This is a genomic window from Pseudomonas sp. 58(2021), from assembly GCF_017491585.1.
In the GTDB taxonomy this organism is placed as follows: domain Bacteria; phylum Pseudomonadota; class Gammaproteobacteria; order Pseudomonadales; family Pseudomonadaceae; genus Aquipseudomonas; species Aquipseudomonas fluorescens_BT.
Genome location: NZ_JAFGYZ010000017.1, coordinates 80,121 through 105,882, shown reverse-complemented (window position 1 = coordinate 105,882; position 25,762 = coordinate 80,121). Strand labels below are relative to the sequence as shown.

Sequence of the window (25,762 nt, the reverse complement as noted above, 5' to 3'; positions counted from 1 at the left end):
GGCAGCCATTATAGGGGCGCGGGGCCGAAACAGAAACACGAGAGGTGGAATGACTGACGGATAGAACCCCGTGCTGTCGGGGATAGACATGTGCATACAAGTCATTTCGGACAGCACAAAACAAATGTGGGAGCGGGCTTGCTCGCGAAAGCGGTGGGTCAGCCAACAGTGATGTCGACTGACCGGACGCCATCGCGGGCAAGCCCGCTCCCACAGGGGTACTGCGCTTTAACGGTTACTTAGTGGAACAGAACCGCCGTTTTCTGCAGGGTCACCCACACACCCCACGCCAACGGAATCCCCACCACCAGCCACGCAGCGATTGCCAACGGCTTGCTGCCCGGCGCGGCTTTCCACTCCAGCACAGTGCTGCTGTCAGCACCCTTGTCGTGACCCAGCGCCTGTTCGGCGGCCAGTTCGGCGTCGGTCATGAAGTACTTGTCCGCCACCGGACGCACCAGCAGGTTGCACAGGAAACCCAGCACCAGCAGGCCGGCGAGGATGTACAAAGTGATGTCGTAAGCGGCGGCGCGTTCAACGCCGATGCTCAGCTGATACTCACGCAGGTAGTTCACCAACACCGGACCCAGCACGCCAGCGGCAGCCCAGGCGGTCAGCAGACGACCGTGGATCGCACCGACCATTTGCGTGCCGAACAGGTCGGCCAGGTACGCTGGAACGGTCGCAAAACCACCGCCGTACATCGACAGGATGATGCAGAACGCCGCCACGAACAGCGCAACGTTGCCCAGGTGACCGAGGTTCGGGATCAGTGCGTACAGCGCAAAACCCAGTGCAAAGAACACAAAGTAAGTGTTCTTGCGACCCAGGTAGTCCGAGAACGACGCCCAGAAGAACCGACCGCCGATGTTGAACAGGCTCAGCAGACCGGTGAAACCTGCCGCAATCGCAGCGATGGACGCCAGTTGACCGGCGTCCAGCTGACCGAACGGCAGATCGTTGCCCAGCAGCTTGCCGCCGAACACTTCCTGCAACAGGGGCGATGCCATGCCGAGGATGCCGATACCCGCCGACACGTTCAGGCACAGCACCAGCCACACCAGACGGAATTGCGGGGTTTTCCACGCCACATTCACGTGAACGTGACGGTGGGTGATCATCGCATTCGAGGCTTTCTTCGCCGGCGCGGTCCAGCCTTCAGGCTTCCAGCCGGTCGGCGGCACGCGGTAAGCCAGCGCACCACCGATCATGAACACGAAGTAGATCGCGGCCATGGCGACGAAGCTCTGCCATACGCCCACACCGGTTGGCGAAGCGAAATGGCTCATCAAAGCGGTTGCCAGTGGCGCACCGACCATCGCGCCGCCACCGAAGCCCATGATCGCCATGCCGGTGGCCATGCCGCGCTTGTCCGGGAACCACTTGATCAGGGTCGAGACCGGCGAGATGTAGCCCAGGCCCAGACCGATACCGCCGATCACGCCGGAGCCGATCCACATCAGCCAGATCTGGTGGGTATAAATACCCAACGCCGAAATCAGCAGACCGCCGCACCAGCACAGTGCCGATACCACACCGGCCTTGCGTGGTCCTGCGTGTTCGAGCCAGCCACCCCAGATCGCTGCCGAGCAGCCAAGGAAGATGAAGAACAGGGTGTAGATCCAGCCGAGCATGGAGATCGGCCAGTCGCATTGCGACGAGAAGACTTGTGCGATGAAGCTCATGTCCGGTGCGCAAGCCACCGGAGCGGTCACGCCCAGCGCCTTGGACAGCGGCAACCAAAACACCGAGAAACCATAGGCCATGCCGATGCACAGGTGAATGGCCAGTGCGGCCGGTGGGACCAGCCAGCGGTTGAAACCGGGCTTGGCGATGATGCGTTCCTTGGACAGGAACGCAGGCTGGGCGGCGCTGAGGCCGTCCGCCGTGATGCTCGTGCTCATTGTGTATCCCCCAATTATTAGTATGCGTTCGCCAGCCACTGCTCACCCCCGGCCTTTATGCACGCAGGCATGACCGTGTTGGTGGGTGGAGCTCCTTGAAGCGCGACCAAAAGTCGCAGAGGGACGGACGAACGGGCGAAGGTTACCATCTGCACGTGACAGAAAAACCAAACTGATATCACCTTTTTTGAGTCATCTGATCTCATCAGACCGGGGAACCCTCCCGCCGACCGTTGTCGAAGCGCTGCACGCCGCGGATCGACAGGTTCCTCTGGACACCGCACCAGCACAGGGTCATGCAGCGCTATACTCCCCGGCTAAATTATGAATTCGACTAACTACAAGGACTCGCCCATGAAAGCGTTCGGCAAAATCCTGGGTCTGGTACTTCTCGGGCTGTTGCTGATCATTGTGGCGGCGGGCTTCGCCCTGACCCACTTCTTCGATCCCAACGACTACAAAGACGAGATCCGCCAGATAGCCCGCGACAAGGCCCACATCGAGCTGACGCTCAATGGCGATATCGGCTGGAGCCTGTTCCCATGGCTCGGCCTGGAATTGCACGAGGCCAGCGTCGCCACCCTGATCAAGCCTGACGAACCGTATGCCGATCTGCAGATGCTCGGCCTGTCGGTACGCGTGCTGCCGTTGCTGCGCCGTGAAGTGCAGATGAGTGATGTGCGTGTCGAAGGCCTGAACCTGCGCCTGAACCGCGACAAGAACGGTCACGGCAACTGGGAAGACATCGGCAAGCTGCCGGCTGCAGCGCCTGCGCCGGGCAGCACCCCGCCCGTTGCCGCTGGCGAACCGGTCGCCGAAACACCTGCCCAGCCGGAAAAACCGCCGCAGCCGATTCGCCTCGACATCGACAGCCTGACCGTCAACAACGCCCGCGTCGAATACAACGACGAGCAGACCGGCAAGCAGTTCAGCGCCGAAAGCATCCAGTTGAGCACCGGCGCGGTACACGACTCGACCAACATTCCGCTCAAAGCCACGGCATTCCTCAGCACCAATCAGCCCGTGCTGCGAGTGCGCACCGAGCTCAATGGTGAGCTGCGCATCGAGCGCGCCCTGCAACGTTACAAGTTCGAAGACCTGAAGCTGTCCGGCGAACTGACCGGTGATCCCCTGCAGGGCAAAGCCATGACGTTCTCCGCCCAGGGGCAGATGTTGCTCGACAAGGCAGCAAACGTCGCCGAATGGACCGGGATCAAGATTTCCGCCAACCAGTTGCGCGCCTTGGGCGAGCTGAAGGCCAACGATCTCGACAAGACGCCGCAGATCACTGGCGCGATTTCCATCGCCCAGTTCGATCTGGCGAAGTTCGTCGACAGCATCGGCCAGACCCTGCCGGCCATGGCCGAAGGCAGCCTGAGCAAGGTCGAGCTGGTCAGCCGTGTCGCTGCCACACCGACCAGCCTGGCGCTGGACAACATCAACCTGAAACTCGACGACAGCAACTTCAGCGGCCGCATCGCCGTCGAAGACTTCGCCAGGCAATCGCTGCGAGCGATCCTCAAGGCCGACACCTTCAACGTCGACCGCTACCTGCCGCCGAAATCGGAAAAAGCCGCCAGCGCCACTCAGGCACGCCAGACCGAAGTCGCCAGCACCGAAGCCGATGCCATGGCCGGCGCCGGCAGCACCCCGCTGCCGGACAAACCGAGCAAAAGTGCCTGGAGCACCGAGCGACTGTTCCCGGTGGAGCGCCTGAGCAAACTGGACGTGAACGCCGACCTGACCTTCGGCCAGTTGACCCTCGATAAATTACCGATCCAGAACGCCGCACTGAAAGCCACCGGCCAGGGCGGCCTGCTGACTCTGGAGAACCTGCGCGGCGAGCTGTACAACGGCGACTTCGAAGCCAAGGGCACGCTGGACGTGCGCCAGACCGCGCCGGTACTGAATCTGCAAACCCGGATCAACCGCGTGCCGGTGGAAAAAATCCTCGAAAGCCAGGGCAAGAACCCGCCGGTCAAAGGCCTGGTGAACCTCACCAGCACCGTCACCGGTAGCGGGAACAGCCAGCAGGCGCTGATCGACACCCTCAACGGCAACGCCAGTTTCGTGATCAACAACGGCGTGTTGCTCAATGCCAACCTCGAACAGCAACTGTGCAAAGGCATCGCCACCCTCAACCGCAAATCCCTGAGCGGCGAACCGCGGGGCAAGGACACGCCGTTCCAGGAACTCAAGGGCAACCTGACCTTGCGCAACGGTGTGGCCAACAACCCGGACCTGAAAGTGCGCATCCCTGGCATGACCGTCAACGGTGACGGTGACATCGACCTGAAAGTGCTGGGTATGGACTATCGCGTCGGCATCATCGTCGAAGGCGATACCAGCGCCATGCCGGACCCGGCCTGCCAGGTCGGCGAGAAATTCGTCGGCATCGAGTGGCCGCTGCGCTGCCGTGGCCCGCTGGAGCTCGGCGCCAAGGCTTGTCGTGTGGATAACGAGCGCCTCGGCCAGGTCGCGACCAAATTGGCCGGCGACAAGCTCAGCGAAAAAATCGACGAGAAACTGGGCGACAAAGTCAGCCCTGAACTGAAAAACGCATTGAAGGGGCTGTTCAAGCGATGAGAGCGGAGCAGTTTTCCACGGCGGTGCTGGAATGGTTCGACCGCCACGGCCGCCATGATTTGCCCTGGCAACAGAACATCAACCCGTATCGGGTGTGGGTGTCCGAGATCATGTTGCAGCAGACTCAGGTCAGCACCGTGCTCAATTACTTCGACCGGTTCATGGCCGCGCTGCCGACGGTCGAAGCCCTGGCCGAAGCGCCGGAGGACGAAGTGCTGCACCTGTGGACGGGCCTGGGTTACTACACCCGCGCGCGCAATCTGCAGAAGACCGCGAAGATCGTCGTCAGCCAGTACGGCGGCGAATTTCCCCGCGATGTCGAGAAGCTCACGGATTTGCCGGGCATCGGCCTGTCCACTGCCGGCGCGATTGCCAGCATCAGCATGGGCCTGCGCGCGCCAATCCTCGACGGCAACGTCAAACGGGTGCTCGCGCGGTTTACTGCGCAGGAGGGCTACCCCGGCGAGCCGAAGGTCGCCAAACAGCTGTGGGCCAACGCCGAGCGCTTCACGCCGCAGGATCGGGTCAACGCCTACACCCAGGCGATGATGGATCTGGGTGCCACGCTGTGCACCCGCAGCAAGCCGAGCTGCCTGCTGTGTCCGCTGAAGAAGGGCTGCGAAGCGCACATGCTCGGCCTGGAGACGCGTTACCCGATCCCCAAGCCGCGCAAGGCCATCCCGCAGAAGCGCACGCTGATGCCGCTGCTGGCCAACGAGGACGGCGCGATTCTGCTTTATCGCCGCCCATCCAGCGGATTGTGGGGCGGTTTGTGGAGCCTGCCGGAACTCGACGACCTCGACGACCTGCAACACCTTGCCGCGCAGCACTCGCTGGAACTGGGCGAGCAGCAGGCGCTGCCGAGCCTTGTCCACACCTTCAGTCACTTCCAGCTGTCCATCGAACCCTGGCTGGTTCAGGTGCAGGAAGCCGGCGGTCACGTGGCCGAGGCCGACTGGCTCTGGTATAACCTCGCCACCCCGCCGCGCCTGGGCCTCGCCGCCCCGGTCAAGACCTTGCTCGAACGCGCGGCCGCCGTCTTGAATGCAGGAGAGTCGACATGACCCGCACCGTAATGTGCCGCAAGTACAAAGAACAACTCGAAGGTCTGGAGCGCCCACCGTACCCGGGCGCCAAGGGCCAGGACATCTTCGAACACGTCTCGGCCAAGGCCTGGGCCGACTGGCAGAAACACCAGACCCTGCTGATCAACGAAAAACGCCTGAACATGATGAACGCCGAAGACCGCAAATATCTGCAGGGCGAAATGGACAAGTACTTCTCCGGCGAGGAATACGCCCAGGCCGAAGGCTACGTTCCGCCTGCAGAGTAAACCCGCGAAATCGGGGGTCGGATCGTAAGCGACGGAATTAATTTAAGAAATTTTAAAAAAGTCGTTGACGTAAATCCGAAAAACCCTTTTAATGCGCCCCGTTGCCCAGATAGCTCAGTCGGTAGAGCAGGGGATTGAAAATCCCCGTGTCGGCGGTTCGATTCCGTCTCTGGGCACCAAATACCGAAAACCCTGAATCGCAAGATTCAGGGTTTTTTTATGCCTGCGATTTGATGACGACCCGATTCAGGGACGCATCGGCAACGGTCGCGCCATCCCGGCGCGACCGGCAACGTCCCTAGCTGTTGTCGTTCCAGTGGAACACCAGATTGCGCGCTGCACCGCCGCCTATTTCGGCCGCATCCCGACGCGTTTCACCATTGCGGGTAGCGACGACCGTGTACTTGCCGGGCGGTAACTGCACATACACCAATGGCCCGGTCTGATTCAGCGTCAGCACGGTTTGGCCGGGGCCTTTCTGGATCATCACATCGACATCGGCGGTGTACAGGTTTTGCATGCCGACGGCGAAGGTCATGTGCAGGTTGTAGCCAGCGGATTGCTGAATGGCTTTCGACTCATCCAGGCCAATCCCGCCGGCCAGATAGCGAATACCGTTTTGCTCTTGCTGCTGAGCCTGCACAGCGGAATTGTCGATCGGCTCCAGACTTGCAGCCTGCGTCATGAGCGGAAACAGCAACACCGCCGCAGCGGCAACGGGCAGCACGAATTTAAGAACGCGTTTCATGAGGACGACTCCCGGGCTCTCGCGGAACCCAATCGTTACCTCTTTTTAGATTTTGTCTCGTGAGGTGAGTTTTAGAACGATTGGGAGTTGCGGTAGATACGAAAAGGACTACAGAAAACTCCACCAACGATTCGCGCCGCATTGCGTCTCGAATTAGCGATTGCCTGATCAACCTGCACATTTGGTACTCACTGCGTTCCGATTCGTTGCATACCCACCCGCTTGAAGTTCATCCTCGAACCGTCCCCGAAAGTCTGGATCGCCATGAACCTACAAAGCGCGACACTGCCACTCAGTCAGCTGTCAGCGGAAAGCGAGCCCTTCCACGAGCCCGCCGCCGACGGCTATTTGCTCGGCGGTTTCACCTGGCGTCACGCGTCTCCTGATCCACAGCGCCCGCTGGTGATCATCAACGCCGCCACGTCCGTGCGCTGCCGCCACTACTCGCGCTTCGCGGCGTATCTGTTCGCCAACGGCTTCGACGTGATCATTTACGACTACCGGGGCATTGGTGAGTCGCGGCCAAAGTCGATGAGGCATTTGCAGGCTTCATGGACGGATTGGGGCGCGCTGGATTTCGAAGCGATGCTCAAACGAGCACAGCGGGAGTTTCCCGGTCAGCCGATCGATGTGGTCGGGCACAGTTTCGGTGGCTGTGCAGCAGGCCTGGGGGCATCCGGACATCTGATCCGACGACTGGTGACGGTCGGCGCGCAGTTCGCTTACTGGCGCGATTACGCGCCCGAGCACCGCTGGCGGATGTTCGGCAAATGGCACCTGCTGATGCCGCTGGTCACGCTGTTCTGTGGCTATTTTCCGGGCAAGCGACTTGGCTGCCTGGAAGACACGCCCGCTGGCGTGGTCCGCGACTGGAGCACGCCCGACGCACGTTATGAGCGGCGCCCGAGCGGTAGAACAATCGCCGACTTGCCCTTCGCCAACGTCCGGGCCAAAGCCCTGGCAATCAGCATCAGCGACGATCCCTACGGCACGATTCCCGCCATCGAACGCCTGCTCGATTACTTCCACAACGCGCAAAAGACCCACCTGCGAATCGAGCCGCAGGACATCGGCGAACAAGAAGTCGGACATTTCGCCTTTTTTCGCAGCGCATACCAAGCCACACTATGGCCCATCGCGCTGACCTGGCTGCAGACCGGCGCACTGGCCCCCGATACACCGGGGCGGCAAGTGCCGCGCAGTTGAGTCCCCTCCAACGCATCACGGAACACACACCATGGCTTCCGCCAACAAGCAGCAAAAACGCGCCGCCCGGGCCAAGACCAAGGCCAGGCAGAACCGCACCAAACGCGCCGAGGCACCGGTCGAACTGGACCCGAACGACGACCGCATCGATTTCGAGTCGGTGGACCTGACCGAACTGTTCAAGAAAATGATCGACGCCGAGAAGATCAGCCAGCAGGCCATGTGCACGGCATTCCTTGAGGACCCGCTGCTGGAGCTGGTGTATGAACAGGAAGGTGAAGAAGGCGCGATGGATTTCATCCTCGCCGCACTGATCGAGTACCGCCAGTGGTCCACCGAGACCGACGAGGCCGGTGCCCTGGCGTGGATCGAGTCGCCTGACTTCCAGAAAGACTATGTGGCCGCGTCCGACGCGATCGCCGCACAAACCCAACAGAAAGACTGAGTTCCCATGGCATCCCTGAACAAGCAACAGAAACGCGCCAAACGCGCCAAGGCCAAGGCCAAGCAGATCCGCATGGTCGGCCGCAAACCCCTGGCCCTGGACGATGACCTCGGTCACCTGGCCGAGCCGATCCCGGAATACACCCTGGCGATGTTCAGCAAGATGCGCGACGCCGAAGCCGTCAGCCGCAACGACATGCTGCTGACCCTGCTGCGCGAGCTGGCGTTCATCATCGTCGACCATCCTGAACTGCTGGACATGGAAAACGCCGACGACGAAGGCATGGCCGCCACCCACCTGGCCGCCGACATGCTGATCGACTATCGCATGTGGGCCGATGGCATGGATCGCGAGACAGCCCAGGCCTGGTTGAGCGAGCCGCAGTTCATCACCGATTTCGGGATGGCACTGGATACTTACGGCCAGTCGCTCGAAGCGCCTGAAGAGAAGAGCGAATAAACCTCGCCCGCAAACAAAAACGGCCGCTTGTCATCGCTGACAGCGGCCGTTTTGCATTACGCGATCCGGATCAGTTCAACACCACCGCACCACGCTTTTCTGCCTTGCGACGACGCGCCACGAGCATGCCGGTCGCAACAACTACCAGGCTCAGCAGGCCCGTCGCGAGGATTTCCACGCGGTGGGCGTCCTGGAACAACATGATGGTCAGGGCCGCCACGATGAACACGATCACCGCGTAGGTCAGGCCCGGGAACAGCCACATGCTGAAGACGATTTTTTCACCGCGAGCCATGCGCTGCTTACGCATGCGCAGTTGCGAAATCGCGATCACCAGGTACACCAGCAGCGCGATGGCGCCGGAGCTGGCCAACAGGAACTCGAACACCGCAGCCGGAGCCACGTAGTTGGCAAAGGTGCACAGGAACGCTGCGCCTGTGGACAGCATCACCGCCCAGTAAGGGGTGCCGCTCTTGTTGGTGCGGGTCGCCATGGCCGGGGCATCGCCACGTTTGCCGAGGGAGAACAGCATGCGCGAAGAGGTGTACAGCGCCGAGTTCAGGCAGCTGGTCACAGCGACCAGCACCACGATATCGACGATCATCTTGGCGTTCGGGATGCCCATGCGCTCAAGCACAGTCTGGTAGGAGCCAAGGCTGGCCAGCGCTGGATCGTTCCATGGCACCAGGGCCACGACGATGAAAATCGATACGAGGTAGAACAAACCGATCCGCCAGATCACCGAGTTGGTGGCCTTGGAAATCTGCTTGCCAGGGTTCTTCGATTCCGCGGCCGCGATGGTCACGATCTCGGTACCCATGAAGGAAAACATGGTGGTCAGGATCGCGCCCAATACAGCGCCCAGGCCGTTTGGCAGGAAGCCCTGGGTGTCAAAAATGTGCGACACACCGCTCACCTGGCTGTTCGGCAGGAAACCGAAAATCGCCGCCACACCCAGAATGATGAAACCGATGATCGCCACGACTTTGAGCAGGGCGAACCAGAATTCGAACTCACCGTAGTTTTTTACGCTGAACAGGTTGGTCACCGTCAGCAGCATGGTGATGATCAGCGCGAAGGCCCAGATCTCCACGCTCGGGAACCAGGCATGCAGGATGGTCGCGGCGGCGTTGGCCTCCAGCGGGATCACCAGAACCCAGAACCACCAGTACAACCAGCCGATGGTAAAACCGGCCCAATGACCGATGGCGCGGTCGGCATAAGTCGAGAAGGAGCCGGTATCCGGCGAGGCAACGGCCATTTCGCCGAGCATGCGCATGACCAGCACAACCAGCATGCCGGCAGCGGCGTAGGCCAGCAGCACGGCCGGGCCGGCGGCGGCGATCGCGTGGCCGGAGCCGACGAACAGACCTGCACCGATCACACCGGCGATCGACAGCATGGTCACATGACGCGGTTTGAGCCCCTGTTCGAGGCCATTGGAGCTTTGGGTACTGCTCATTGGAACTACCTTTGCGAGGAAAGCGATTGCGTCCGGCCCGTCTGGCGTTCCTTCTCGTAAAAAGAATCCAACGGGGCGTTCCAGATTCTGCACGCAATAATTGCGCCAAAATGTTTCAAAGTCTTCTGGCCCGCGGTTTTCAGTGAGACCGGACAGTCATCGCAAGTCCTTGAGAATAATGGCCTTTCGCCAAAGCGTTACCCTGCGACCCACTTTTCAAAACGAACGGGCGCACCAGAAACACACTGAAAAAGTGCGGGATGCACAATAAAAGGGCGAATGAGGAACGTTCGGCCGGATAGCGCTTCCAACACCCCGCCAAAGGTGGCAACATCGCGCCTTTTTTTACGCGACACCCACGGGAATCAACGTCAAACGCCCGTTCGGTTGTTGACGGGGCGACAGTCTGCTGCGCTGATGCGACAACCTGCCACACGCCATCCGTTTACCGCTCGTAGCGCTGTTGGCTGCCATTGAAACGCTATGCTAGCTTGGCCGCCTCGCCAGGAAGGCCAACCAACAGCTGGAGCGCAACATATATGAGGAACGCACATGGCTGAGGCCACGCCCGCGCTTGAAATCCGCAACCTGCACAAACGCTACGGACAGCTTGAGGTGCTCAAAGGCATCTCGCTGACCGCCCGCGACGGCGATGTGATCTCGATCCTCGGTTCCTCCGGTTCCGGCAAGTCCACGTTCCTGCGTTGCATCAACCTGTTGGAAAACCCGCACCAGGGCCAGATCCTGGTCGCCGGCGAAGAACTCAAGCTCAAGGCCGCCAAGAATGGCGAACTGGTTGCCGCCGACGGCAAGCAGATCAATCGCCTGCGCTCCGAGATTGGTTTTGTATTTCAAAACTTTAATCTGTGGCCGCACATGAGTGTGCTCGACAACATCATCGAAGCCCCGCGCCGCGTGCTCGGCCAGAGCAAGGCCGAAGCCATCGAAGTCGCCGAAGCCCTGCTGGCCAAGGTCGGCATCGCCGACAAGCGCCACGCCTACCCGGCGCAGCTGTCCGGCGGCCAGCAACAGCGCGCGGCGATTGCCCGCACACTGGCGATGCAGCCCAAGGTGATCCTGTTCGACGAGCCCACCTCCGCCCTTGACCCGGAAATGGTCCAGGAAGTACTTAATGTCATCCGCGCATTGGCCGAAGAAGGCCGCACCATGCTGCTCGTGACCCACGAAATGGGGTTCGCCCGTCAGGTGTCCAGTGAAGTGGTATTCCTCCACCAGGGCCTGGTCGAAGAGCAAGGATCGCCACAGCAGGTGTTCGACAACCCGCTTTCGGCGCGCTGCAAACAATTCATGTCCAGCAACCGCTAACGGAGCTACCCGCATGCAGAACTACAAAAAGGTCTTCCTGGCCGCCGCCGTCTCCCTGGCGTTCAGCGCCGGCGCCATGGCCGAGACCCTGAAGATGGGCATCGAAGCCGCTTACCCGCCGTTCAACAATAAAGACGCCAGTGGCCAGGTCGTCGGTTTCGACAAAGACATCGGCGACGCCCTGTGCGCCAAGATGAAAGTCGAATGCAGCGTCGTGACTTCCGACTGGGACGGCATCATCCCGGCCCTGAACGCCAAGAAGTTCGACTTCCTGATTTCCTCGCTGTCGATCACCGACGAGCGCAAGGGCGCGGTGGACTTCACCGACCCGTACTACTCGAACAAGCTGCAGTTCATCGCGCCGAAAAACGTCGATTTCAAAACCGACAAGGACTCGCTCAAAGGCAAGATCATCGGTACGCAACGCGCGACCCTGGCCGGCACCTGGCTTGAAGACACTTACGGTAGCGATATCGAAGTCAAACTCTATGACACTCAGGAAAACGCCTACCTGGACCTGACGTCCGGTCGTGTCGACGCGATTCTGGCCGACAAGTACGCCAACTATGACTGGCTGAAAACCGACGCAGGCAAGAACTACGAGTTCAAGGGCAACGCGGTCGTGGAAAGCGACAAGATCGGCATCGCCGTGCGCAAAGGTGACCCGCTGCGCGAGAAGCTGAACGCCGCATTGAAGGAAATCGTTGCCGACGGTACCTACAAGAAGATCAACGACAAGTACTTCCCGTTCAGCATCTACTGATCCTGACGTGCGGGACCTGCACCGTGCTCTGACGGTGCAGGCTCCCGGCCTTGCCTGCCGCGATTTGAAAAGAAATCCATGATTATCGACCTCTACGGATTCGGCCCGGCGCTCGCCGCCGGCGCGCTGATGACCGTCAAACTGGCACTTACGGCTCTGTGTCTCGGGCTGGTGCTCGGTCTGCTCGGCGCCCTGGCCAAGACTTCCCCGTACAAGCCGCTGCAATGGCTTGGCGGCACTTATTCGACCCTGGTACGCGGCGTCCCGGAATTGCTCTGGGTATTGCTGATCTACTTCGGTACGGTCAATGCGATGCGCGCGCTCGGGGAGTTCTTCGGCAATCCCGATCTGGAACTCAGCGCCTTCGCCGCCGGCGTCATCGCGCTGGGCCTGTGCTTCGGCGCCTACGCCACGGAAGTGTTTCGTGGTGCGATTCTCGCCATTCCCAAAGGGCACCGTGAGGCTGGTGTGGCCCTGGGCCTGTCGAAATGGCGGATCTTCACCAAGCTGATCATGCCGCAGATGTGGCGCATCGCCCTGCCCGGTCTGGGTAACCTGTTCATGATCCTGATGAAGGACACCGCCCTGGTGTCGGTCATCGGCCTGGAAGAAATCATGCGTCACGCACAGATCGGCGTGACCGTGTCCAAACAGCCGTTCACCTTTTATATGGTCGCCGCCCTCATGTACCTGTGCCTGACGGTGCTGGCGATGACAGGCATGCACTTCCTGGAAAAACGCGCCGCACGCGGCTTCGCGAGGAGCGCTCAATGAACTGGGAAGTCATTATCAAGTGGCTGCCGAAACTGGCGCAGGGCGCGACCCTGACTCTGGAACTGGTGGCCATCGCAGTCATCGCCGGTCTGCTGCTGGCGATCCCGCTGGGCATCGCCCGCTCTTCGAAGCTGTGGTACGTGCGCGCTTTGCCCTACGCCTACATCTTCTTTTTCCGTGGCACGCCGTTGCTGGTTCAACTGTTCCTGGTCTATTACGGCCTGGCGCAGTTCGACGCGGTACGCAGCAGCTCGCTGTGGCCGTACCTGCGTGATCCGTTCTGGTGCGCGACCGCGACCATGACGCTGCACACCGCGGCGTACATCGCCGAGATCCTGCGCGGCGCAATCCAGGCCATTCCGCCGGGTGAAATCGAAGCGGCGCGGGCTCTGGGCATGTCCCGGCCGAAAGCGCTGTTCTACATCATCCTGCCGCGTGCTGCGCGCATCGGCTTGCCGGCCTACAGCAACGAAGTGATTCTGATGCTCAAGGCCAGCGCCCTGGCCAGCACCGTGACGCTGCTGGAGCTGACCGGCATGGCGCGCACAATCATTGCCCGTACTTACCTGCCGGTGGAGATCTTCTTCGCTGCCGGCTTGTTCTACCTGGTGATGGCCTACGTGCTGGTTCGCGGTTTCAAACTGCTGGAACGCTGGCTGCGCGTCGATGCGTGCCAGGGACGCTGACTCTTCTTACGTGCTGACGGGCGAGGACCTACTCGCCCGCTTCACCGCACTGGATACATTTCTCACGGCGCATCAGGCGCTGTGGAAACCCCGCCCGTTTACTCATCTGCATCTACCCTGGGAAGCATCCTGCCCGGAGCTGGCTTCGTGGCTACGCGGACGATCGCTGGAAGAGGCGGAAAACGCCCACAACAACCCTGCCGAACTTTTGGATGCACCCAAGCCATTTGCTTCATTGGCAGCGTTGTCGCTTGAACTGAGTGCGGTGGGTGAGTTGCCTGCACACACACTGGAAGCTGCCGGCCATCGCCTGAATGTCGATGTACCGGGGCGCAAATGGCAGCAGATCGAGGCCTTCGCCAGCCGCTTGTCGTTTGCCGCGCAACCGAAGCACTGGCTGGACTGGTGTTCGGGTAAAGGCCATTTGGGGCGGCGTCTGCTCGGTGCCGATCAGCAGCTCACTTGCCTGGAATATGATCCAGCGCTGGTCGCGAGCGGTCAGGCACTGAGTCAGCGTCATCAGTTGCACGCACTGCATGTCGAGCAGGATGTACTCGCCGCGAACACTGCTTTATTGCTGAACGCCGAACACACACCTGTTGCCCTGCACGCTTGTGGTGATCTGCATGTGCGGCTGATGCAACTGGCCAGCGCCGCAGGTTGCCGACAGTTGGCAATCGCACCGTGCTGCTATAACCGGATCAATCAAGCGGAGTATCAGGCGTTATCTTCCGCCGGCTCGCACTCTGCCCTCCAGCTGTCGCTGGAAGATCTGTCCCTGCCGATGAGCGAAACCGTCACCGCCGGTGCCCGTGTCCGACGTCAGCGCGACACTTCCATGGCCCGCCGGCTGGCTTTCGATTTGCTGCAGCGGCAAGTGCGCGGCACCGACGAATACCTGCCGACGCCGTCGCTGCCGAGCGCATGGCTGGACAAACCGTTCGCCGATTACTGCTGCGACCTGGCAGCGTTGAAAGAGTTATCCACAATCGGCTCGCCGGATTGGGTAGCTCTCGAAGCCGCCGGTTGGCAGCGGTTGGCCGAAGTTCGCAACCTGGAATTGCTGCGCGGACTGTTCCGACGCCCGCTGGAGCTTTGGCTGAATCTTGATCGGGCACTTTTCCTCACCGAACAGGGATACGTCGTACGTCTCGGCACCTTCTGCGAAACGCCGCTCACACCGCGTAATTTACTGCTGCTGGCAGAACGCGCTTAAATCTTTACGACCTGTGGATAACTCTGTTGATGGATTTCTCTTGGATCCCATATCCGCGCCTGTTTCAGGCCACTAACAGCCTTGGTCATCTTTTGTTCACATGAATAAAAAACCGATAAAACAGGGATTTGCGCACCAAATGAGAACCCTTTCACAAAATCCCCTCTAAGCCCGCCCTCTTCAAAGCCTGTTGTGCATAAGCCCCCAAGCAAAAGGACATATCCGCCGAATCATGGACGCAGGGAACGGAAAATTGCGCCGGCCAGCCACCCTTGCTATACAGACCTACGCCGTGCAGGTAGCGCAGGCCCGAACAAGAAAAAATCGACCGACAGGAAGCGACCGTGACGTTCATTTCTTACGCACAGAATTTCGAGGACGTTCGCCTTTGGCGCGCCCTGCAGTATTTTGAAAACGGTTTTTATATCGACGTCGGCGCCAATGACCCGATCCACGACTCGGTCACCAAAGCCTTTTACGATCGCGGCTGGCAGGGCATCAATGTCGAACCGATGCAGAACTATTACGACTCGCTCCGCCACCATCGCCCCCGCGACATTACGCTGCAATGCGTGGCCAGCGACCAGCCGGGCCAACTGACCTTCTACGGCATTCCCGACACCGGCCTGTCCACCGCTGACCCGGTCGTTGCGCAAGAGCGCAAAAACCTCGGCATGGACGTGCAAAGCCTCACCGTCACCGCACGCACACTGACCTCGATCTGCGAAGAACACGCTGCCGAGCGGCCGATCCACTTCCTGAAAATCGACGTCGAGGGCCACGAAGAAACCGTCCTGCGCGGCATGGACTTCGGCCGCTTCCGCCCATGGATCATCCTCATCGAAACCCCATGGGAGCGCGACCACACCTGGGAACACCTGGTGACCGACGCCGGCTACACCAACGTCCTGTTCGACGGCCTCAACAGCTTCTTCCTCGCCAACGAACACATCAACCTCAAACCCGCGTTCGACCTGCCACCGTGCAACCTCGACAACTTCCAGCTGTGCAAAGGCCACAACCTCGCCCACCCGGTAAACCCGGCCCTGGAAACCGCCCTGCAACGCGCCGAACACGCCGAAGCCGAACTGCGCGCCATGCAAAACAGCCGCACCTGGCGCGCTGTACAAAAACTGCGCAACGTCCTGCGCCGGGCGTGATTCGCAGAGGACGCAAAAATAGTCTGAATTCAGGGGTTTACAGAAGCACCCGAGTCGCTATAATCGTCGCCCACACGCCGGTATAGCTCAGATGGTAGAGCAACTGACTTGTAATCAGTAGGTCCCGGGTTCGATTCCTGGTGCCGGCACCATACAAAACGAAGCCCCTGCAGAAATGCAGGGGCTTTGTTGTTTCTGGGGGTTGAAGAATGCTCTTGCCGCAATGGGGGAGATTTTTTTGCGCTGGACATCGGTAGCCAGTGATAGCCACCACGCTCTACAGAAAACTGACAAGTGATCGAAAAATAGAAAAATAAATCTGTCACCTTTTCTACAAACGTTCTACAGCTATCTCATCGCTTACTGAACGGAATCTGTGTAACGACGACATCGTGAAGCAGTGGTTGACGTCCTATGACCTCATCAACATCGAAGTAAGCCGCTGCGCTTTTCTTTTCCGCGCCGTAAGCCATTTCAATTACAGGAAGCCCAAAATACTCCTCAACCGCTTTCTTCAACGCGTGCATATCTCCATGCATCGGTTGTAACCCTGTAATAAGTATTTTTTGAGTTTTTGCCATGATAATGCTCCCATATCAAACTTGACAGTCAATCCAATCATCATCCAACCTGAACACAATCACACCTGTCAGAACTACTAGTTTTTAGATCCAACTGAAATATCGATTATTCCAGTAATTTCGGTCAGCACGTGCAAAACATAGGATGTGACCACCTGTTGCAGAAAACTCGCCGCTGCCACCGGCTTCACTGAATTACACATCAAGTGCCCGCGTTGCCGGACACTCAACCACCTGAAGGCCCCCGAGCCTCCCCCAAGCGTGCCGCGAGCATCCCGAACAACGAGTTCCTGAATGCAGCAACCCACCCTTGGCAGCCTGTTCGCAGGCATAGGAGGCTTTGATCTTGGATTTGAAAACGCCGGATACCGCAGCGCCTGGCAAGTCGAACTTAACCCCATCAACCGGGCTGTGCTTGCCGATTGGAAATGGGGACAGATCTATTTTCAGTTTTTGGTGCCGGCACCATACAAAACGAAGCCCCTGCAGAAATGCAGGGGCTTTGTTGTTTCTGGAGTGTCCACATTTCGTCCACATCTCCGATCGCCGGCAATCGCATAGCCGGTTTCTTGTCGGAACAGTGCGTAGACGATTTCACCTCAGGCTGGCTGCAAATCCCGCAATGCTTCCGGATGCTGGCTAGCAACACGTAACAATGTCTGTGCCGCACCTGTCGGCTGCCTGCGACCCTGCTCCCAGTCCCGTAACGTCCGCAGGCTCACACCGATCAACTTGGCGAACGCTCTCTGCGAAACGCCCACCTTGGCTCGCGCTTCAGCAGCCGCCGAAAGTGGCACCTCTGTCACACGAGCAGCTTTTCCCGCCTTCATTTGGCGGACAGAGTCCAGCATGTCCTGCTGGAATTGCTCCAGTTCATTGACCATCGCTGATTTCCTGCTTCAGTTGCTTACGGAAGGCTACGGGCAGGTTGTCGAATTTGGCCTTGGTATAGGTAAGCAGCAACCAAATCGAAAAATAGATCTGTCACCTTTTCTATTTCTCATTTCAATCCAACCACGCCCTCTTCCGCACCAACCCCGGCGTCCCGGTCGTCACCGCCCTCTCCCACGCATCCCACCTGCTGCACATTTCCAAACTGCTCACATCAGATACTTCTGCCGCCAACGACCCGGAACTCCACGCCTGTGCCTCGCAATATTTGCAGGAATTGAGCAAGGCACTGGTCGATGACGCGGTCAAAGTCTTGAGTCCAAGCCCATAAATCGTCGCCCACAAAAAAGCCCTCGCATCGCTGCGAGGGCTTTGTGTTTCCGCATCAATCAGTGCCCAGCGCTCTGCCCACCATCCACATGCAGAATCTCGCCAGTCACAAAGTTCGCGTTATCGAGATACACCACTGCCTGCGCAATATCGTCGATCTCGCCCATGTGCCCGACCGGATGCAGAGCCCCCAGCGCCGCGTGGGTTTCCGCGCCATGCATCGGCGTTTTGATGATGCCCGGCGATACCGCGTTTACCCGGATTCCGCGTTTGGCGTATTCGATGGCCAGGGATTTAGTGGCGGCGTTGAGGCCGCCCTTGGTCAGCGACGCGAGGACCGAGGGTACGCCGTCGATGGCGTGGTCGGTCAGGCTGGTGGTGATGTTGACGACGTGGCCCTTGCCCTGCTTTTCCATTTCGGCGATAGCCAGTTGGGTGATGTAGAAGAAGCCGTTGAGGTTGACCGACAGCACCGCCGCGTAGTCTTCCGGGGTGTAGGCGGTGAACGGTTTGGCGACGAAGATGCCGGCGTTGTTGACCAGGGTGTCGATGCGGCCGAAGCGTGCCACGCCTTCGCTGATCACGCGTTGAGCGGTGGCCGGGTCGCCGATGTCGCCAGCGATGGTCAGGATTTGCGGATCGTTCGACGGCTTGATTGAGCGCGAAGTGGCGACGATGTTGTAGCCCAGCTCACGGAAGGCCTTGACCATGCCTTCGCCCAGACCTTGGGAGGCGCCAGTGATGACGACGGTTTTTTTCGAATTGCTCATGATGAAATCCTCAATCAATAAGTGGGTGTTGAATCAGGCGCTAGCCAGTTGTTTCAGCATTTGTTCGTAGTACTCGACCGATTGCGAACCGGAGACCAGATGCTTACCGTTCAGGATCAGCGCGGGCACCGAGTTGATCCCGTGCTGTCGGTAAAACGCCTGCAGTTGCCGCACTTCACTGGCGAATTCGTCGCTGGCCAGCACCTTGCGGGCCCTCGCCGCCTCCAGCCCCGCTTCGGTCGCCAGACGGATCAGCGTCGGGTGATCGTTGGGGTTGTCGCCGTCGCGGAAGTAAGCGCGCAGCAGGATCTTTTTCAGCACGACTTGCCGCCCTTCCTGCGCTGCCCACATCAGCAATCGATGGGCATCGAAGGTGTTGTGAAAGTGCGTGCGTTTCTCCAGGTCGAACTCGAAACCGATGGCCTTGCCGCGCTCGATTTGCATCTTTTTGCCGGCGGCAACGTCTTCGGCGGTGCGACCGTATTTGCGCATCAGGTGCTGCACCGCCGGTTCACCTTCGGCGGGCATGTCCGGGTTGAGTTCGAAGGGCTTGTAGGTCAGCTCCACCGAAACCTCGCCGGCCAGATTGCCGATCGCCTGCTCCAGCGCCGTCGCCCCGAGTGCGCACCAGGGGCACACCACGTCGGAAACGAAATCGATGGTCACGGTCGGGGTCATGACTGGCCCCGTTCCGCCAGCTGTCGGCGGTATTCGGTGGTGGTGATGCCGGCGTAGCCCCAGTTATCGGTGTCGACTTCTTCGATCACGATGTGGGTCAGGTCCGGGCGTTTGTTGAGGACGCGCTCCAGGGTTTCAGTGATTTCGGCGATCACCTGAGCTTTCTGCTCGCGGGTAACGCCGTCGCGGGTGATGCGTACGCTGACAAATGGCATGACGACTACTCCAGTGACCTGCCCTCGGGATGATGGTCAGGTGTTGGAGCTCAATGTAGGCGTGTGCCGGGAGGGGAAAAAGTAGGGGTGGGGTACTTCATTTGTGAGGTGGTGTAATGAATTGACAAGCCGAAGTTCAGTGACAGAGAATCCCCTCAAGAGCGCGAAACCGGCTGCCATCAGGTGGCGATAGCCGGCGTTAGGAACCCCGTTGATGACCTGAAAATCAGCGTTCGGGTGCGACCTCTTCTCCCCTGCTTGAGGGAGCACAATATCGAGCGACTTCAACAAAAAAGCCGACAGCGATGTCGGCTTTTTTGTGCGCGCTATTTGAACAGTTCGGAATGAGTACCCAAGTCAACGAAGGTGATCAAATCTGGGCGTGTGTTTTCGTAAATCATCAAAAAGTCACCGCCGATGTGACACTCGCGAAATCCAGTCCAATCACCGTTTAGAGCATGATCCACATACTCCGCAGGCAACTGTTCGCCCAAAAACAACATGACCATCACCTTACGAACTTCATTCATATCTCGACGCCCGGCACGCTCGTAACGATCCCAGGACTTCTTGAACTCGGACGTTTGTGAAGCCTGCTTAGGCCGCTCAGCGCGTTTTTGTCTTTTCTCCGGTTTCGCCATCGGCAGCCCTCAGCATCTCATCTATCGAGTCGAAACGCTGGCGAATATCTCGTGCTTCCATCATCGCGCGGGCGGTCTTCTCTGAAGGGACGCGCACCTCAAAGGGCAAGCCTTGGGTCGCCACGACCTGACGAAGAAACAGACGCATGGCATCACTAATACTGAGCCCGCAAGCGTTCAAAACCTCAGTGGCACGCGCCTTCAAATCCTCATCAATGCGGCAACGCACATCGGTGGTTTTCAGTAGTGCACCCATTTCAATTACCTCATGGTGATTTTGTAGCTACATCGGCGCTACCTCTACATTGTGGTCAGGGGATTCGTTTTGGGTCAATGTGAAGTTGATACACGGGTCTCCACCGTCGTAACTCACTACTATTTCATCCGCTTTGACACCGGTCTGCTATCAGCCCAATCGCCAATTCCCCTGAGATGTATCTGCTCATCGTGCAGGCATAACGTGTGAACCCTGTCAGTCGTTTCTCTTGATGAATCTGCCCAGACGCACCCAAACCGTGCACTTTTTTTGATCCCAATCACCCCCACGTCACCAAAAACCCCGATCCTGTGTCAGCCTCCAGCCATCGGCAGGGACATCGATTCGCTACTAATTGCGCGACAACTATGCTCAGGTACAGGAATATAGCCGGCAAATGGCGCCGTTCAGGCTGCCACGTACACAACAATACCCAGCCCACTTCAGAGGGCATTACCCATGGATAGCAGAACCTTACGCAACCTCATGCGCATCGTGCAGACCGGCTCCTTGTCGGCCGCAGCCGAGCATTCGTGCCTGACTGTGCAGGCCCTGGCCGCGCAGTTGAACAAGGTCGAAGAACAGTTCGGTTTCCGCTTGTTTCGCCGTTCCAACAAAGGGCTGACGCTGACGCCGCAAGGCACAGAGCTGACGCCATATATGGACAGAGTGCTGATTGCCACGCGGCAGATGGAAGAGAAAGTCGAGGCGCTGAAGGTGCCGGGACAGCGCACGTTGAAAGTGGCGTTGAACACCACGCTGGACCCGGACTTCAACCGACGATTGATCGGGCGCTTGATCGATGTGTTCCCCGACTACCAGATGGAATTCAGCTACGCCGAGTCGATGGAAAATCTCAGCAAGCTGAAGAACGAGGACTTCGACCTGGCGGTACTGATCGGCCCGCAGCGTCCGGGCTTGCCGAGCATTGTCCTGCCGGAAGTGCAGGTACAGGTGGTCGGCGCTCATTGCGGTCAGGAAAACGATCCGCTGACGTTGCTTGGCAACAAGTTTCAGGTGCGTCCTGCAGAAGATTGCCCGTATTCCCACAGCTTTTTGCGTTTTCTCGACGCCGGGCTGGGCAATTTCGAGAACAGCCAGCGGACGATTTACTCCTGCAGCGAAACGCTGACCCTGTCACTCATCACGCAGATGGACGCGGTCGGCATGGTCTCCCGCGAGGCCGCGCAGAAGAACGGCCTGACGATCTTCCCCGGGTTCGAGGATTTCCTCGAAGTGCGCCTGGCGGTGAACAACCCGGATCTGTCCGGCCAGGCGTTGAACGACGTGGTCGACCTGCCGTTACATGAACGAGCCGAGCGCAATGTACGCAGCCGTCCCAACCGCCACACTGAGAAAGAGGTTTTTGCTGAAATACGCACATAACAGCGTCGGAATCGCTGCATAGAATTCCGGGCGATCGAGCTGTATGTGCTGTTCCTTGATCAACAAGGGGGTCAGGCTGATCGCAGCGACGATCGCCACCGGCAGGTATTCCAGCGCCCGGGCGACGAAGGGCGGCCAGTGCTCGGTGTTGACCTGCAGCGGCAAGGCCCGTGGCAGGAAGGTCACGGCCATCATCAGCGCTACCACCAGGATCAGGAACGTTTGGTCAGGCATACACCCACTCCGCAGCCCACAAACGTGGCGATGAAAACGTTGAACGGCGAGCTGCCCACCAGACTCAGTGCGCCCATGCAGACGACTGCGGCCATAGCGGCGATGAGTTTGTTGCGGGTGTTGCACAGCGAGACCAGCACGTAGAGCATCATTGCGGTCAGCGCGTAGTCGAGCTGGTATTTGATCAGGTGCGAAGCGTATTGCGCACACAGGGCCCCGAGCAATCCGCCGATCACCCACGAGGTGTGGCAGAACAGGTTGAAGCCGATCAGATAACGGATGTTCACCGGCGCCCCGGTGCCCAGCTTGACGCTGTGAAAGGCGAACGACTCATCGGTGAGCCCGCCGGCATAGCACCAGCGCTCCATGCGGCTCAGACCCAGCGCCCGCAGGGCCTTCGCCATGTAGACCGACATCAGCATGTGCCGCGCATTGATCAGAAATGTGGTCAGCACGATGGTGGTCAGCGACGCACCGCTGCTGATCAGCGCCAGCGCCGCGAATTGCGAAGCCCCGGCATACACGAACAGACACATGGCCACCGGCAGCCACAGCGGCAGCCCGGCGTTGACCGCCATCAGCCCGAAGACGAACGACACAGTGAAATAACCGGCCACCACCGGGCTGGCTTCGGCAAAGGTGCGCGATGGCTGACGGTCGACCATCAGCGGCGCACTGCCGGATGTTTCATTCATAGATCCCTCTCAAATGTCCGTTCGCCGTGAGGCTCGCAAAAACCCTGGGCCGTCCAGAAACGCTTGCCCGCGAGGTTAGCATCGTCGACGAACAGAAACATCCGCAGCACACCGACCCGTTTCATGTCGGCCGACGCCGCTTCCACCAGCCGCTGCCCCACACCCTGGCTGCGATAGCGCGCGCTGACAGCCAGATGGTTGATCGTGCCGCGACTGCCGAGCATGCCGCCCAATACTGCGCCAACGATCTCGCCCTCGACATCGAAGGCGAGATAGGCCGTGGTGGTTTTCTGGATCAGCACGCCGCGCAGGCATTTGGCATCCTGCCATTCGCAGAACGACACTTCGTCGAACTGGCGGAAGAAACGCTCCATGCGCTGCGCGTCCTTGGCCGTCGCGCGCCGCAGCACCACCGGCGTCGAGCACTCGACGCCGTCGATTGGGGTGATCTGATTAGCGAACAATGTCGAAAGCGGTCCCGGGCCGCGAGAAGGAAATCGCCAGAATCTGCCGGTACGCCATGGCATGGGAGTGGGTGTTGCGCGCTGGCGTGACGTAGTGGCGCATGTCGCGGTCGAGGAAGTAAGTGGTGTCGAGAATTTCCTGGTAGGTGGTCGACGCCAGTTGCTGCTCGTGAATGTCGTACAGGCGGCTTTCGGCCCCCTCGACATTGTTGCGACCCCAGAAGTGCACACCGCTGAACGGGTAACCGTCGCAGTGGATGCCTTCCGGCGTGATTTCCAGTTGTTTGCCGGGTTTGATCTCGATGCGGATCTGATGGATCTGGCATTGCCAGATTTCATTGTGCAACTCTTCCGGCAACACGCTTTTGTACACTTCGAAATCGGTGTCGATCAGGCTGCGCATCACCGGCGAAGTAATCACTTCGTCGGAGAAGTCCTGGAAGTGCCGCACAACGCCGCCCACGTAGGCGTTGTTCTCCTTGGACTGCACGTACGCGCGGTGTTCCAGCTGCTTCAGCTCGCGCGTCTTGGGGTTGTATTCAAAGTCGCTGTAACGACGGTAACGCATGCCGGCTTCGGCCTGACCGTAGTAACTGTCAGGCTCCATGTTTTCCCAACTTTTGGTCAGTCTGACAAAGTCGGCGAAATGACCGTAGAGATTGAAGTCAGCACCCTGCACATTGGCGTATTTGTCGCGCCGTAGCGATTCGCCCACTTCTCTGGTTAAAACGATCATTACCCAATTCTCCGCTGCATTGAACGGCCTAATCTATTAGGTGGAGAATTTGCGTCCATGAGAAAGAATTTCAGGCATTTAAAGCGCTGTTTGAAACGCGATTTGAAACGCCTTGAAAGTGCATTTCAAATGACAAAAACACGGGTTTTTATGCTGTTTTCGCAAAAAACGTCAAAAAAAACCCCGAACCAGTCGGGGTTTTTCTGACGCGCTTCGCGGCTTCAATCGATCATCAGAAGATGTTGATCGGGTAATCCACGAACACACGCAACTCGTTGCCGCTGACGTTGTATTCGCTGGATTTCTGCGAAACACGCAGGATCGAGCTACGCACTTTCACGCTCAGGTCCTTGGCCGGGCCACTCTGCACGACGTACTTGAACTGGTTGAAGATTTCGCGCTCGGTGCCGCCTTCGCTGGTGGATGTGGTGATGTTGTCGCCACGCACGTAAGCGAAGTTGTAGCTCAGACCCGGAACACCGAATGCGCCGAAGTCCAGGCCGTAGCCCAGTTGCCAGCTGCGCTCGTCTTCAGCGTTGAAGTCCGACCAGTAGGAGTTGGCCAGGTAGATGGTGTTGCCACCGTCACCCACGCGACCTTGGCCTTTCTGGTAGCCGCCATAGGCGTAACCCAGGTTGCTGTCGCCGGTGGAGCGCTGGTGCGCCACGGTGAACGAGTGCGGGCCGGTGGCGAAAGTGGCTGCCAGGCTCCAGATCTTGTTGTCGTCGCCGGTTACGCCGTTTTCGCGGACATAGGAGTTGTCCAGCTTGGTGCGGTAACCATTGAAGTCCAGGGTCAGGGACTGATCCTTGTCGATCGGGAACACGTAGTTGGCGTTCACGTATTGCTTCTTCAGCACGTCTTCGACGTCGGAAGCGTACAGCGCAGCCTTGAACTGTTCGGTGAACTGGTAGCTGCCGCCCAACACGTTGATCGACTTCAGGCCACCGCTGTCACGGCCTTCAGCGCTTTTACGCGATTCGGCGGTGAAACGACCGGCATCCAGTTGCAGACCTTTGATCTCTTTGGAGGTGATCAAGGTACCGGTGTAGCTTTCCGGCAGCAGGCGCACGTTGTCGTAACTCAGCACCGGCAGGGCCGGCATCTGGTCGCCGTAGGTCAGTACGGTGTTGGAGATACGGAATTTGACGGCTGCACCGCCCTTCGACAGGTCGTCGGCAGCGTTACCGCTGTCACCGCGCTTGAAGAAGTCAATACCGCCCGCACCGCTGCGGCCCTTGCCGCCATCCAGGCGCAGTGCGTACAGACCGAAGGCATCCACACCGACACCGACGGTGCCCTGGGTGAAACCGGACGAGAACGTACCGATGGCCGCTTGGCCCCATTCCGCTTTGTCCTGGTTGCCGTCTTTGTAGTCACGATTGATGTAGGCATTGCGCAGCAGCACTTTGAGGCTGCTGTCTTCAACAAAACCCTTGGACTCGGCCTGGTCGTTAGCCATGGCCGAAGTGGCACTCAACATCCCCAGTGCGATCAAACTGATTCGCTTGTTCAACATCTTGTTTTCCTTATTGCGGGTTGAAACGCGCTGTGTCGAACGGCTGAAACGGCGCTTATTGCACTCTTTTATTCACCCCGAAACAAAAAGACCCGCTCAAGACAATGTCATGGCGGGCCTGCTCCTGATTTTGAGTCATGGCGGTTAGCCACAGGCGTTGGGCCGAATCGTAGCCGCGCCCTGAACAATGTGTCAATTTCAAGAATCGTCTTTAAATAGGCAAAAATCGTCTAATAAAAGTAAATTTTACGATGGCTGCGTGCTGGGAATTGCCAGTAATCAGGTTTTTTGATGTCCG

31 protein-coding genes, 2 tRNA genes and 1 pseudogene are annotated in these 25,762 nt (G+C 59.1%); 18 read left to right on the top strand and 16 right to left on the bottom strand.

Translation table 11 applies throughout. The features are described from left to right. Positions 1-239 precede the first annotated feature (239 nt). Complete coding sequence (locus tag J5M72_RS20090) at positions 240-1,904, bottom strand: OFA family MFS transporter (protein ID WP_207866868.1); 1,665 nt, start codon at positions 1,902-1,904, stop codon at positions 240-242. A 354-nt stretch (positions 1,905-2,258) separates the two neighbouring features. On the opposite strand from J5M72_RS20090, the gene J5M72_RS20085 reads away from it, so the two are divergent. The 4 genes from J5M72_RS20085 (at position 2,259) to J5M72_RS20070 (ending at position 6,002) form a co-directional block, all read left to right on the top strand. After that, a complete protein-coding gene (locus J5M72_RS20085) occupies positions 2,259-4,490 on the top strand; it encodes an AsmA family protein (protein ID WP_207866867.1) in 2,232 nt (743 codons plus the stop codon). After that, complete coding sequence (gene mutY / locus J5M72_RS20080) at positions 4,487-5,554, top strand: A/G-specific adenine glycosylase (RefSeq protein WP_119428651.1); 1,068 nt, start codon at positions 4,487-4,489, stop codon at positions 5,552-5,554. The genes J5M72_RS20085 and mutY overlap by 4 nt, the downstream gene beginning before the upstream one ends. Next, on the top strand, positions 5,551-5,823 hold the full coding sequence (locus J5M72_RS20075; RefSeq protein ID WP_085712761.1) for an oxidative damage protection protein: 273 nt from the start codon (positions 5,551-5,553) through the stop codon (positions 5,821-5,823). The genes mutY and J5M72_RS20075 overlap by 4 nt, the downstream gene beginning before the upstream one ends. 103 nt (positions 5,824-5,926) lie before the next feature. Continuing rightward, positions 5,927-6,002 (top strand) — tRNA-Phe (locus J5M72_RS20070). A 119-nt stretch (positions 6,003-6,121) separates the two neighbouring features. Here J5M72_RS20070 and J5M72_RS20065 read toward each other — a convergent pair. Then, positions 6,122-6,571: a carboxypeptidase regulatory-like domain-containing protein gene (locus tag J5M72_RS20065; protein WP_207866866.1), complete on the bottom strand. Its 450-nt coding sequence runs from the start codon at positions 6,569-6,571 to the stop codon at positions 6,122-6,124. Positions 6,572-6,835: 264 nt separating this feature from the next. Here J5M72_RS20065 and J5M72_RS20060 point away from each other — a divergent pair, with 264 nt between their 5' ends. The 3 genes from J5M72_RS20060 to J5M72_RS20050 are packed head-to-tail and all read left to right on the top strand — an operon-like array spanning position 6,836 to position 8,681. After that, positions 6,836-7,777: an alpha/beta fold hydrolase gene (locus tag J5M72_RS20060; RefSeq protein ID WP_207866865.1), complete on the top strand. Its 942-nt coding sequence runs from the start codon at positions 6,836-6,838 to the stop codon at positions 7,775-7,777. Between the two features lie 31 nt (positions 7,778-7,808). Further along, a complete protein-coding gene (locus J5M72_RS20055; RefSeq protein WP_169428442.1) occupies positions 7,809-8,222 on the top strand; it encodes a hypothetical protein in 414 nt (137 codons plus the stop codon). A gap of 6 nt (positions 8,223-8,228) precedes the next feature. Then, positions 8,229-8,681 (top strand): hypothetical protein, encoded by a 453-nt coding sequence (locus J5M72_RS20050; RefSeq protein WP_169428441.1) that lies wholly within the window; start codon positions 8,229-8,231, stop codon positions 8,679-8,681. Between the two features lie 70 nt (positions 8,682-8,751). Here J5M72_RS20050 and gabP read toward each other — a convergent pair whose 3' ends face one another. Then, on the bottom strand, positions 8,752-10,143 hold the full coding sequence (gabP, locus tag J5M72_RS20045) for a GABA permease (protein ID WP_169428440.1): 1,392 nt from the start codon (positions 10,141-10,143) through the stop codon (positions 8,752-8,754). Between the two features lie 552 nt (positions 10,144-10,695). Here gabP and J5M72_RS20040 point away from each other — a divergent pair. The 7 genes from J5M72_RS20040 (at position 10,696) to J5M72_RS20010 (ending at position 16,220) form a co-directional block, all read left to right on the top strand. Then, the gene (locus J5M72_RS20040) at positions 10,696-11,469 is read left to right on the top strand and encodes an ABC transporter ATP-binding protein (RefSeq protein WP_027922189.1); all 774 of its coding nucleotides are present in this window, start codon (positions 10,696-10,698) and stop codon (positions 11,467-11,469) included. 13 nt (positions 11,470-11,482) lie between these two features. Further along, positions 11,483-12,232 (top strand): ABC transporter substrate-binding protein, encoded by a 750-nt coding sequence (locus J5M72_RS20035; protein WP_169428439.1) that lies wholly within the window; start codon positions 11,483-11,485, stop codon positions 12,230-12,232. Positions 12,233-12,310: 78 nt separating this feature from the next. Then, a complete protein-coding gene (locus J5M72_RS20030; protein WP_169428438.1) occupies positions 12,311-13,006 on the top strand; it encodes an ABC transporter permease in 696 nt (231 codons plus the stop codon). After that, the gene (locus tag J5M72_RS20025; protein ID WP_169428437.1) at positions 13,003-13,692 is read left to right on the top strand and encodes an ABC transporter permease; all 690 of its coding nucleotides are present in this window, start codon (positions 13,003-13,005) and stop codon (positions 13,690-13,692) included. Before J5M72_RS20030 ends, J5M72_RS20025 begins: the two co-directional genes overlap by 4 nt. After that, complete coding sequence (locus J5M72_RS20020) at positions 13,673-14,908, top strand: methyltransferase (RefSeq protein ID WP_207866864.1); 1,236 nt, start codon at positions 13,673-13,675, stop codon at positions 14,906-14,908. Before J5M72_RS20025 ends, J5M72_RS20020 begins: the two co-directional genes overlap by 20 nt. 344 nt (positions 14,909-15,252) lie before the next feature. After that, complete coding sequence (locus J5M72_RS20015) at positions 15,253-16,068, top strand: FkbM family methyltransferase (protein WP_207866863.1); 816 nt, start codon at positions 15,253-15,255, stop codon at positions 16,066-16,068. Between the two features lie 76 nt (positions 16,069-16,144). Continuing rightward, positions 16,145-16,220, top strand: a tRNA-Thr gene (locus J5M72_RS20010). Positions 16,221-16,421: 201 nt separating this feature from the next. Here the strand turns inward: J5M72_RS20010 and J5M72_RS20005 are convergent. Continuing rightward, on the bottom strand, positions 16,422-16,649 hold the full coding sequence (locus J5M72_RS20005) for a hypothetical protein (RefSeq protein ID WP_207866862.1): 228 nt from the start codon (positions 16,647-16,649) through the stop codon (positions 16,422-16,424). 147 nt (positions 16,650-16,796) lie between these two features. Here J5M72_RS20005 and J5M72_RS29250 point away from each other — a divergent pair, with 147 nt between their 5' ends. Next, positions 16,797-16,943, top strand: coding sequence for a Com family DNA-binding transcriptional regulator (locus J5M72_RS29250; RefSeq protein WP_207866861.1), 147 nt, complete (start codon positions 16,797-16,799; stop codon positions 16,941-16,943). Next, positions 16,944-17,210 carry a DNA cytosine methyltransferase gene (locus tag J5M72_RS28990; RefSeq protein ID WP_243433404.1) on the top strand — a complete coding sequence of 89 codons (267 nt, stop codon included), beginning with the start codon at positions 16,944-16,946 and terminating at the stop codon, positions 17,208-17,210. A 38-nt stretch (positions 17,211-17,248) separates the two neighbouring features. Here J5M72_RS28990 and J5M72_RS19990 read toward each other — a convergent pair whose 3' ends face one another. Both J5M72_RS19990 and J5M72_RS28985 read right to left on the bottom strand, forming a co-directional pair. Further along, positions 17,249-17,533: a helix-turn-helix domain-containing protein gene (locus J5M72_RS19990; RefSeq protein ID WP_207866860.1), complete on the bottom strand. Its 285-nt coding sequence runs from the start codon at positions 17,531-17,533 to the stop codon at positions 17,249-17,251. Beyond that, positions 17,523-17,621: pseudogene (locus tag J5M72_RS28985) on the bottom strand (transcriptional regulator); the annotation flags it as partial. The pseudogene J5M72_RS28985 and the gene J5M72_RS19990, both read right to left, overlap by 11 nt. Positions 17,622-17,628: 7 nt before the next feature. Between J5M72_RS28985 and J5M72_RS19985 the strand changes: the two are divergent. Continuing rightward, positions 17,629-17,871 (top strand): DUF3077 domain-containing protein, encoded by a 243-nt coding sequence (locus J5M72_RS19985; protein WP_207866888.1) that lies wholly within the window; start codon positions 17,629-17,631, stop codon positions 17,869-17,871. Between the two features lie 58 nt (positions 17,872-17,929). Here J5M72_RS19985 and J5M72_RS19980 read toward each other — a convergent pair whose 3' ends face one another. From J5M72_RS19980 to J5M72_RS19960, 5 genes are all read right to left on the bottom strand, one after another. Continuing rightward, the gene (locus J5M72_RS19980) at positions 17,930-18,640 is read right to left on the bottom strand and encodes an SDR family NAD(P)-dependent oxidoreductase (RefSeq protein ID WP_207866859.1); all 711 of its coding nucleotides are present in this window, start codon (positions 18,638-18,640) and stop codon (positions 17,930-17,932) included. A 33-nt stretch (positions 18,641-18,673) separates the two neighbouring features. Then, positions 18,674-19,318, bottom strand: coding sequence for a DsbA family oxidoreductase (locus J5M72_RS19975; RefSeq protein ID WP_169428432.1), 645 nt, complete (start codon positions 19,316-19,318; stop codon positions 18,674-18,676). Beyond that, positions 19,315-19,533 carry a 4-oxalocrotonate tautomerase family protein gene (locus J5M72_RS19970; protein WP_007952610.1) on the bottom strand — a complete coding sequence of 73 codons (219 nt, stop codon included), beginning with the start codon at positions 19,531-19,533 and terminating at the stop codon, positions 19,315-19,317. Before J5M72_RS19970 ends, J5M72_RS19975 begins: the two co-directional genes overlap by 4 nt. Before the next feature lie 326 nt (positions 19,534-19,859). Beyond that, positions 19,860-20,174 carry a type II toxin-antitoxin system YafQ family toxin gene (locus J5M72_RS19965; protein ID WP_169428431.1) on the bottom strand — a complete coding sequence of 105 codons (315 nt, stop codon included), beginning with the start codon at positions 20,172-20,174 and terminating at the stop codon, positions 19,860-19,862. Further along, entirely contained in the window at positions 20,140-20,430 is a 291-nt protein-coding gene (locus J5M72_RS19960) for a type II toxin-antitoxin system RelB/DinJ family antitoxin (RefSeq protein ID WP_085712741.1), read from the bottom strand. The genes J5M72_RS19965 and J5M72_RS19960 overlap by 35 nt, the downstream gene beginning before the upstream one ends. A 459-nt stretch (positions 20,431-20,889) precedes the next feature. On the opposite strand from J5M72_RS19960, the gene J5M72_RS19955 reads away from it, so the two are divergent. Then, entirely contained in the window at positions 20,890-21,816 is a 927-nt protein-coding gene (locus tag J5M72_RS19955; RefSeq protein WP_207866858.1) for a LysR family transcriptional regulator, read from the top strand. Here J5M72_RS19955 and J5M72_RS19950 read toward each other — a convergent pair. From J5M72_RS19950 to J5M72_RS19930, 5 genes are all read right to left on the bottom strand, one after another. After that, a complete protein-coding gene (locus J5M72_RS19950) occupies positions 21,733-22,050 on the bottom strand; it encodes an AzlD domain-containing protein (RefSeq protein ID WP_169428429.1) in 318 nt (105 codons plus the stop codon). The two genes, J5M72_RS19955 and J5M72_RS19950, sit on opposite strands and share 84 nt — an antisense overlap. Next, the gene (locus J5M72_RS19945) at positions 22,029-22,745 is read right to left on the bottom strand and encodes an AzlC family ABC transporter permease (protein WP_085702720.1); all 717 of its coding nucleotides are present in this window, start codon (positions 22,743-22,745) and stop codon (positions 22,029-22,031) included. The genes J5M72_RS19950 and J5M72_RS19945 overlap by 22 nt, the downstream gene beginning before the upstream one ends. Beyond that, the gene (locus tag J5M72_RS19940) at positions 22,742-23,119 is read right to left on the bottom strand and encodes a GNAT family N-acetyltransferase (RefSeq protein ID WP_096821986.1); all 378 of its coding nucleotides are present in this window, start codon (positions 23,117-23,119) and stop codon (positions 22,742-22,744) included. The genes J5M72_RS19945 and J5M72_RS19940 overlap by 4 nt, the downstream gene beginning before the upstream one ends. A 79-nt stretch (positions 23,120-23,198) precedes the next feature. Further along, positions 23,199-23,945 (bottom strand): 2OG-Fe dioxygenase family protein, encoded by a 747-nt coding sequence (locus tag J5M72_RS19935; protein ID WP_169428428.1) that lies wholly within the window; start codon positions 23,943-23,945, stop codon positions 23,199-23,201. Positions 23,946-24,177: 232 nt separating this feature from the next. Beyond that, positions 24,178-25,464: an OprD family porin gene (locus J5M72_RS19930; RefSeq protein WP_169428427.1), complete on the bottom strand. Its 1,287-nt coding sequence runs from the start codon at positions 25,462-25,464 to the stop codon at positions 24,178-24,180. Between the last annotated feature and the right edge of the window lie 298 nt (positions 25,465-25,762).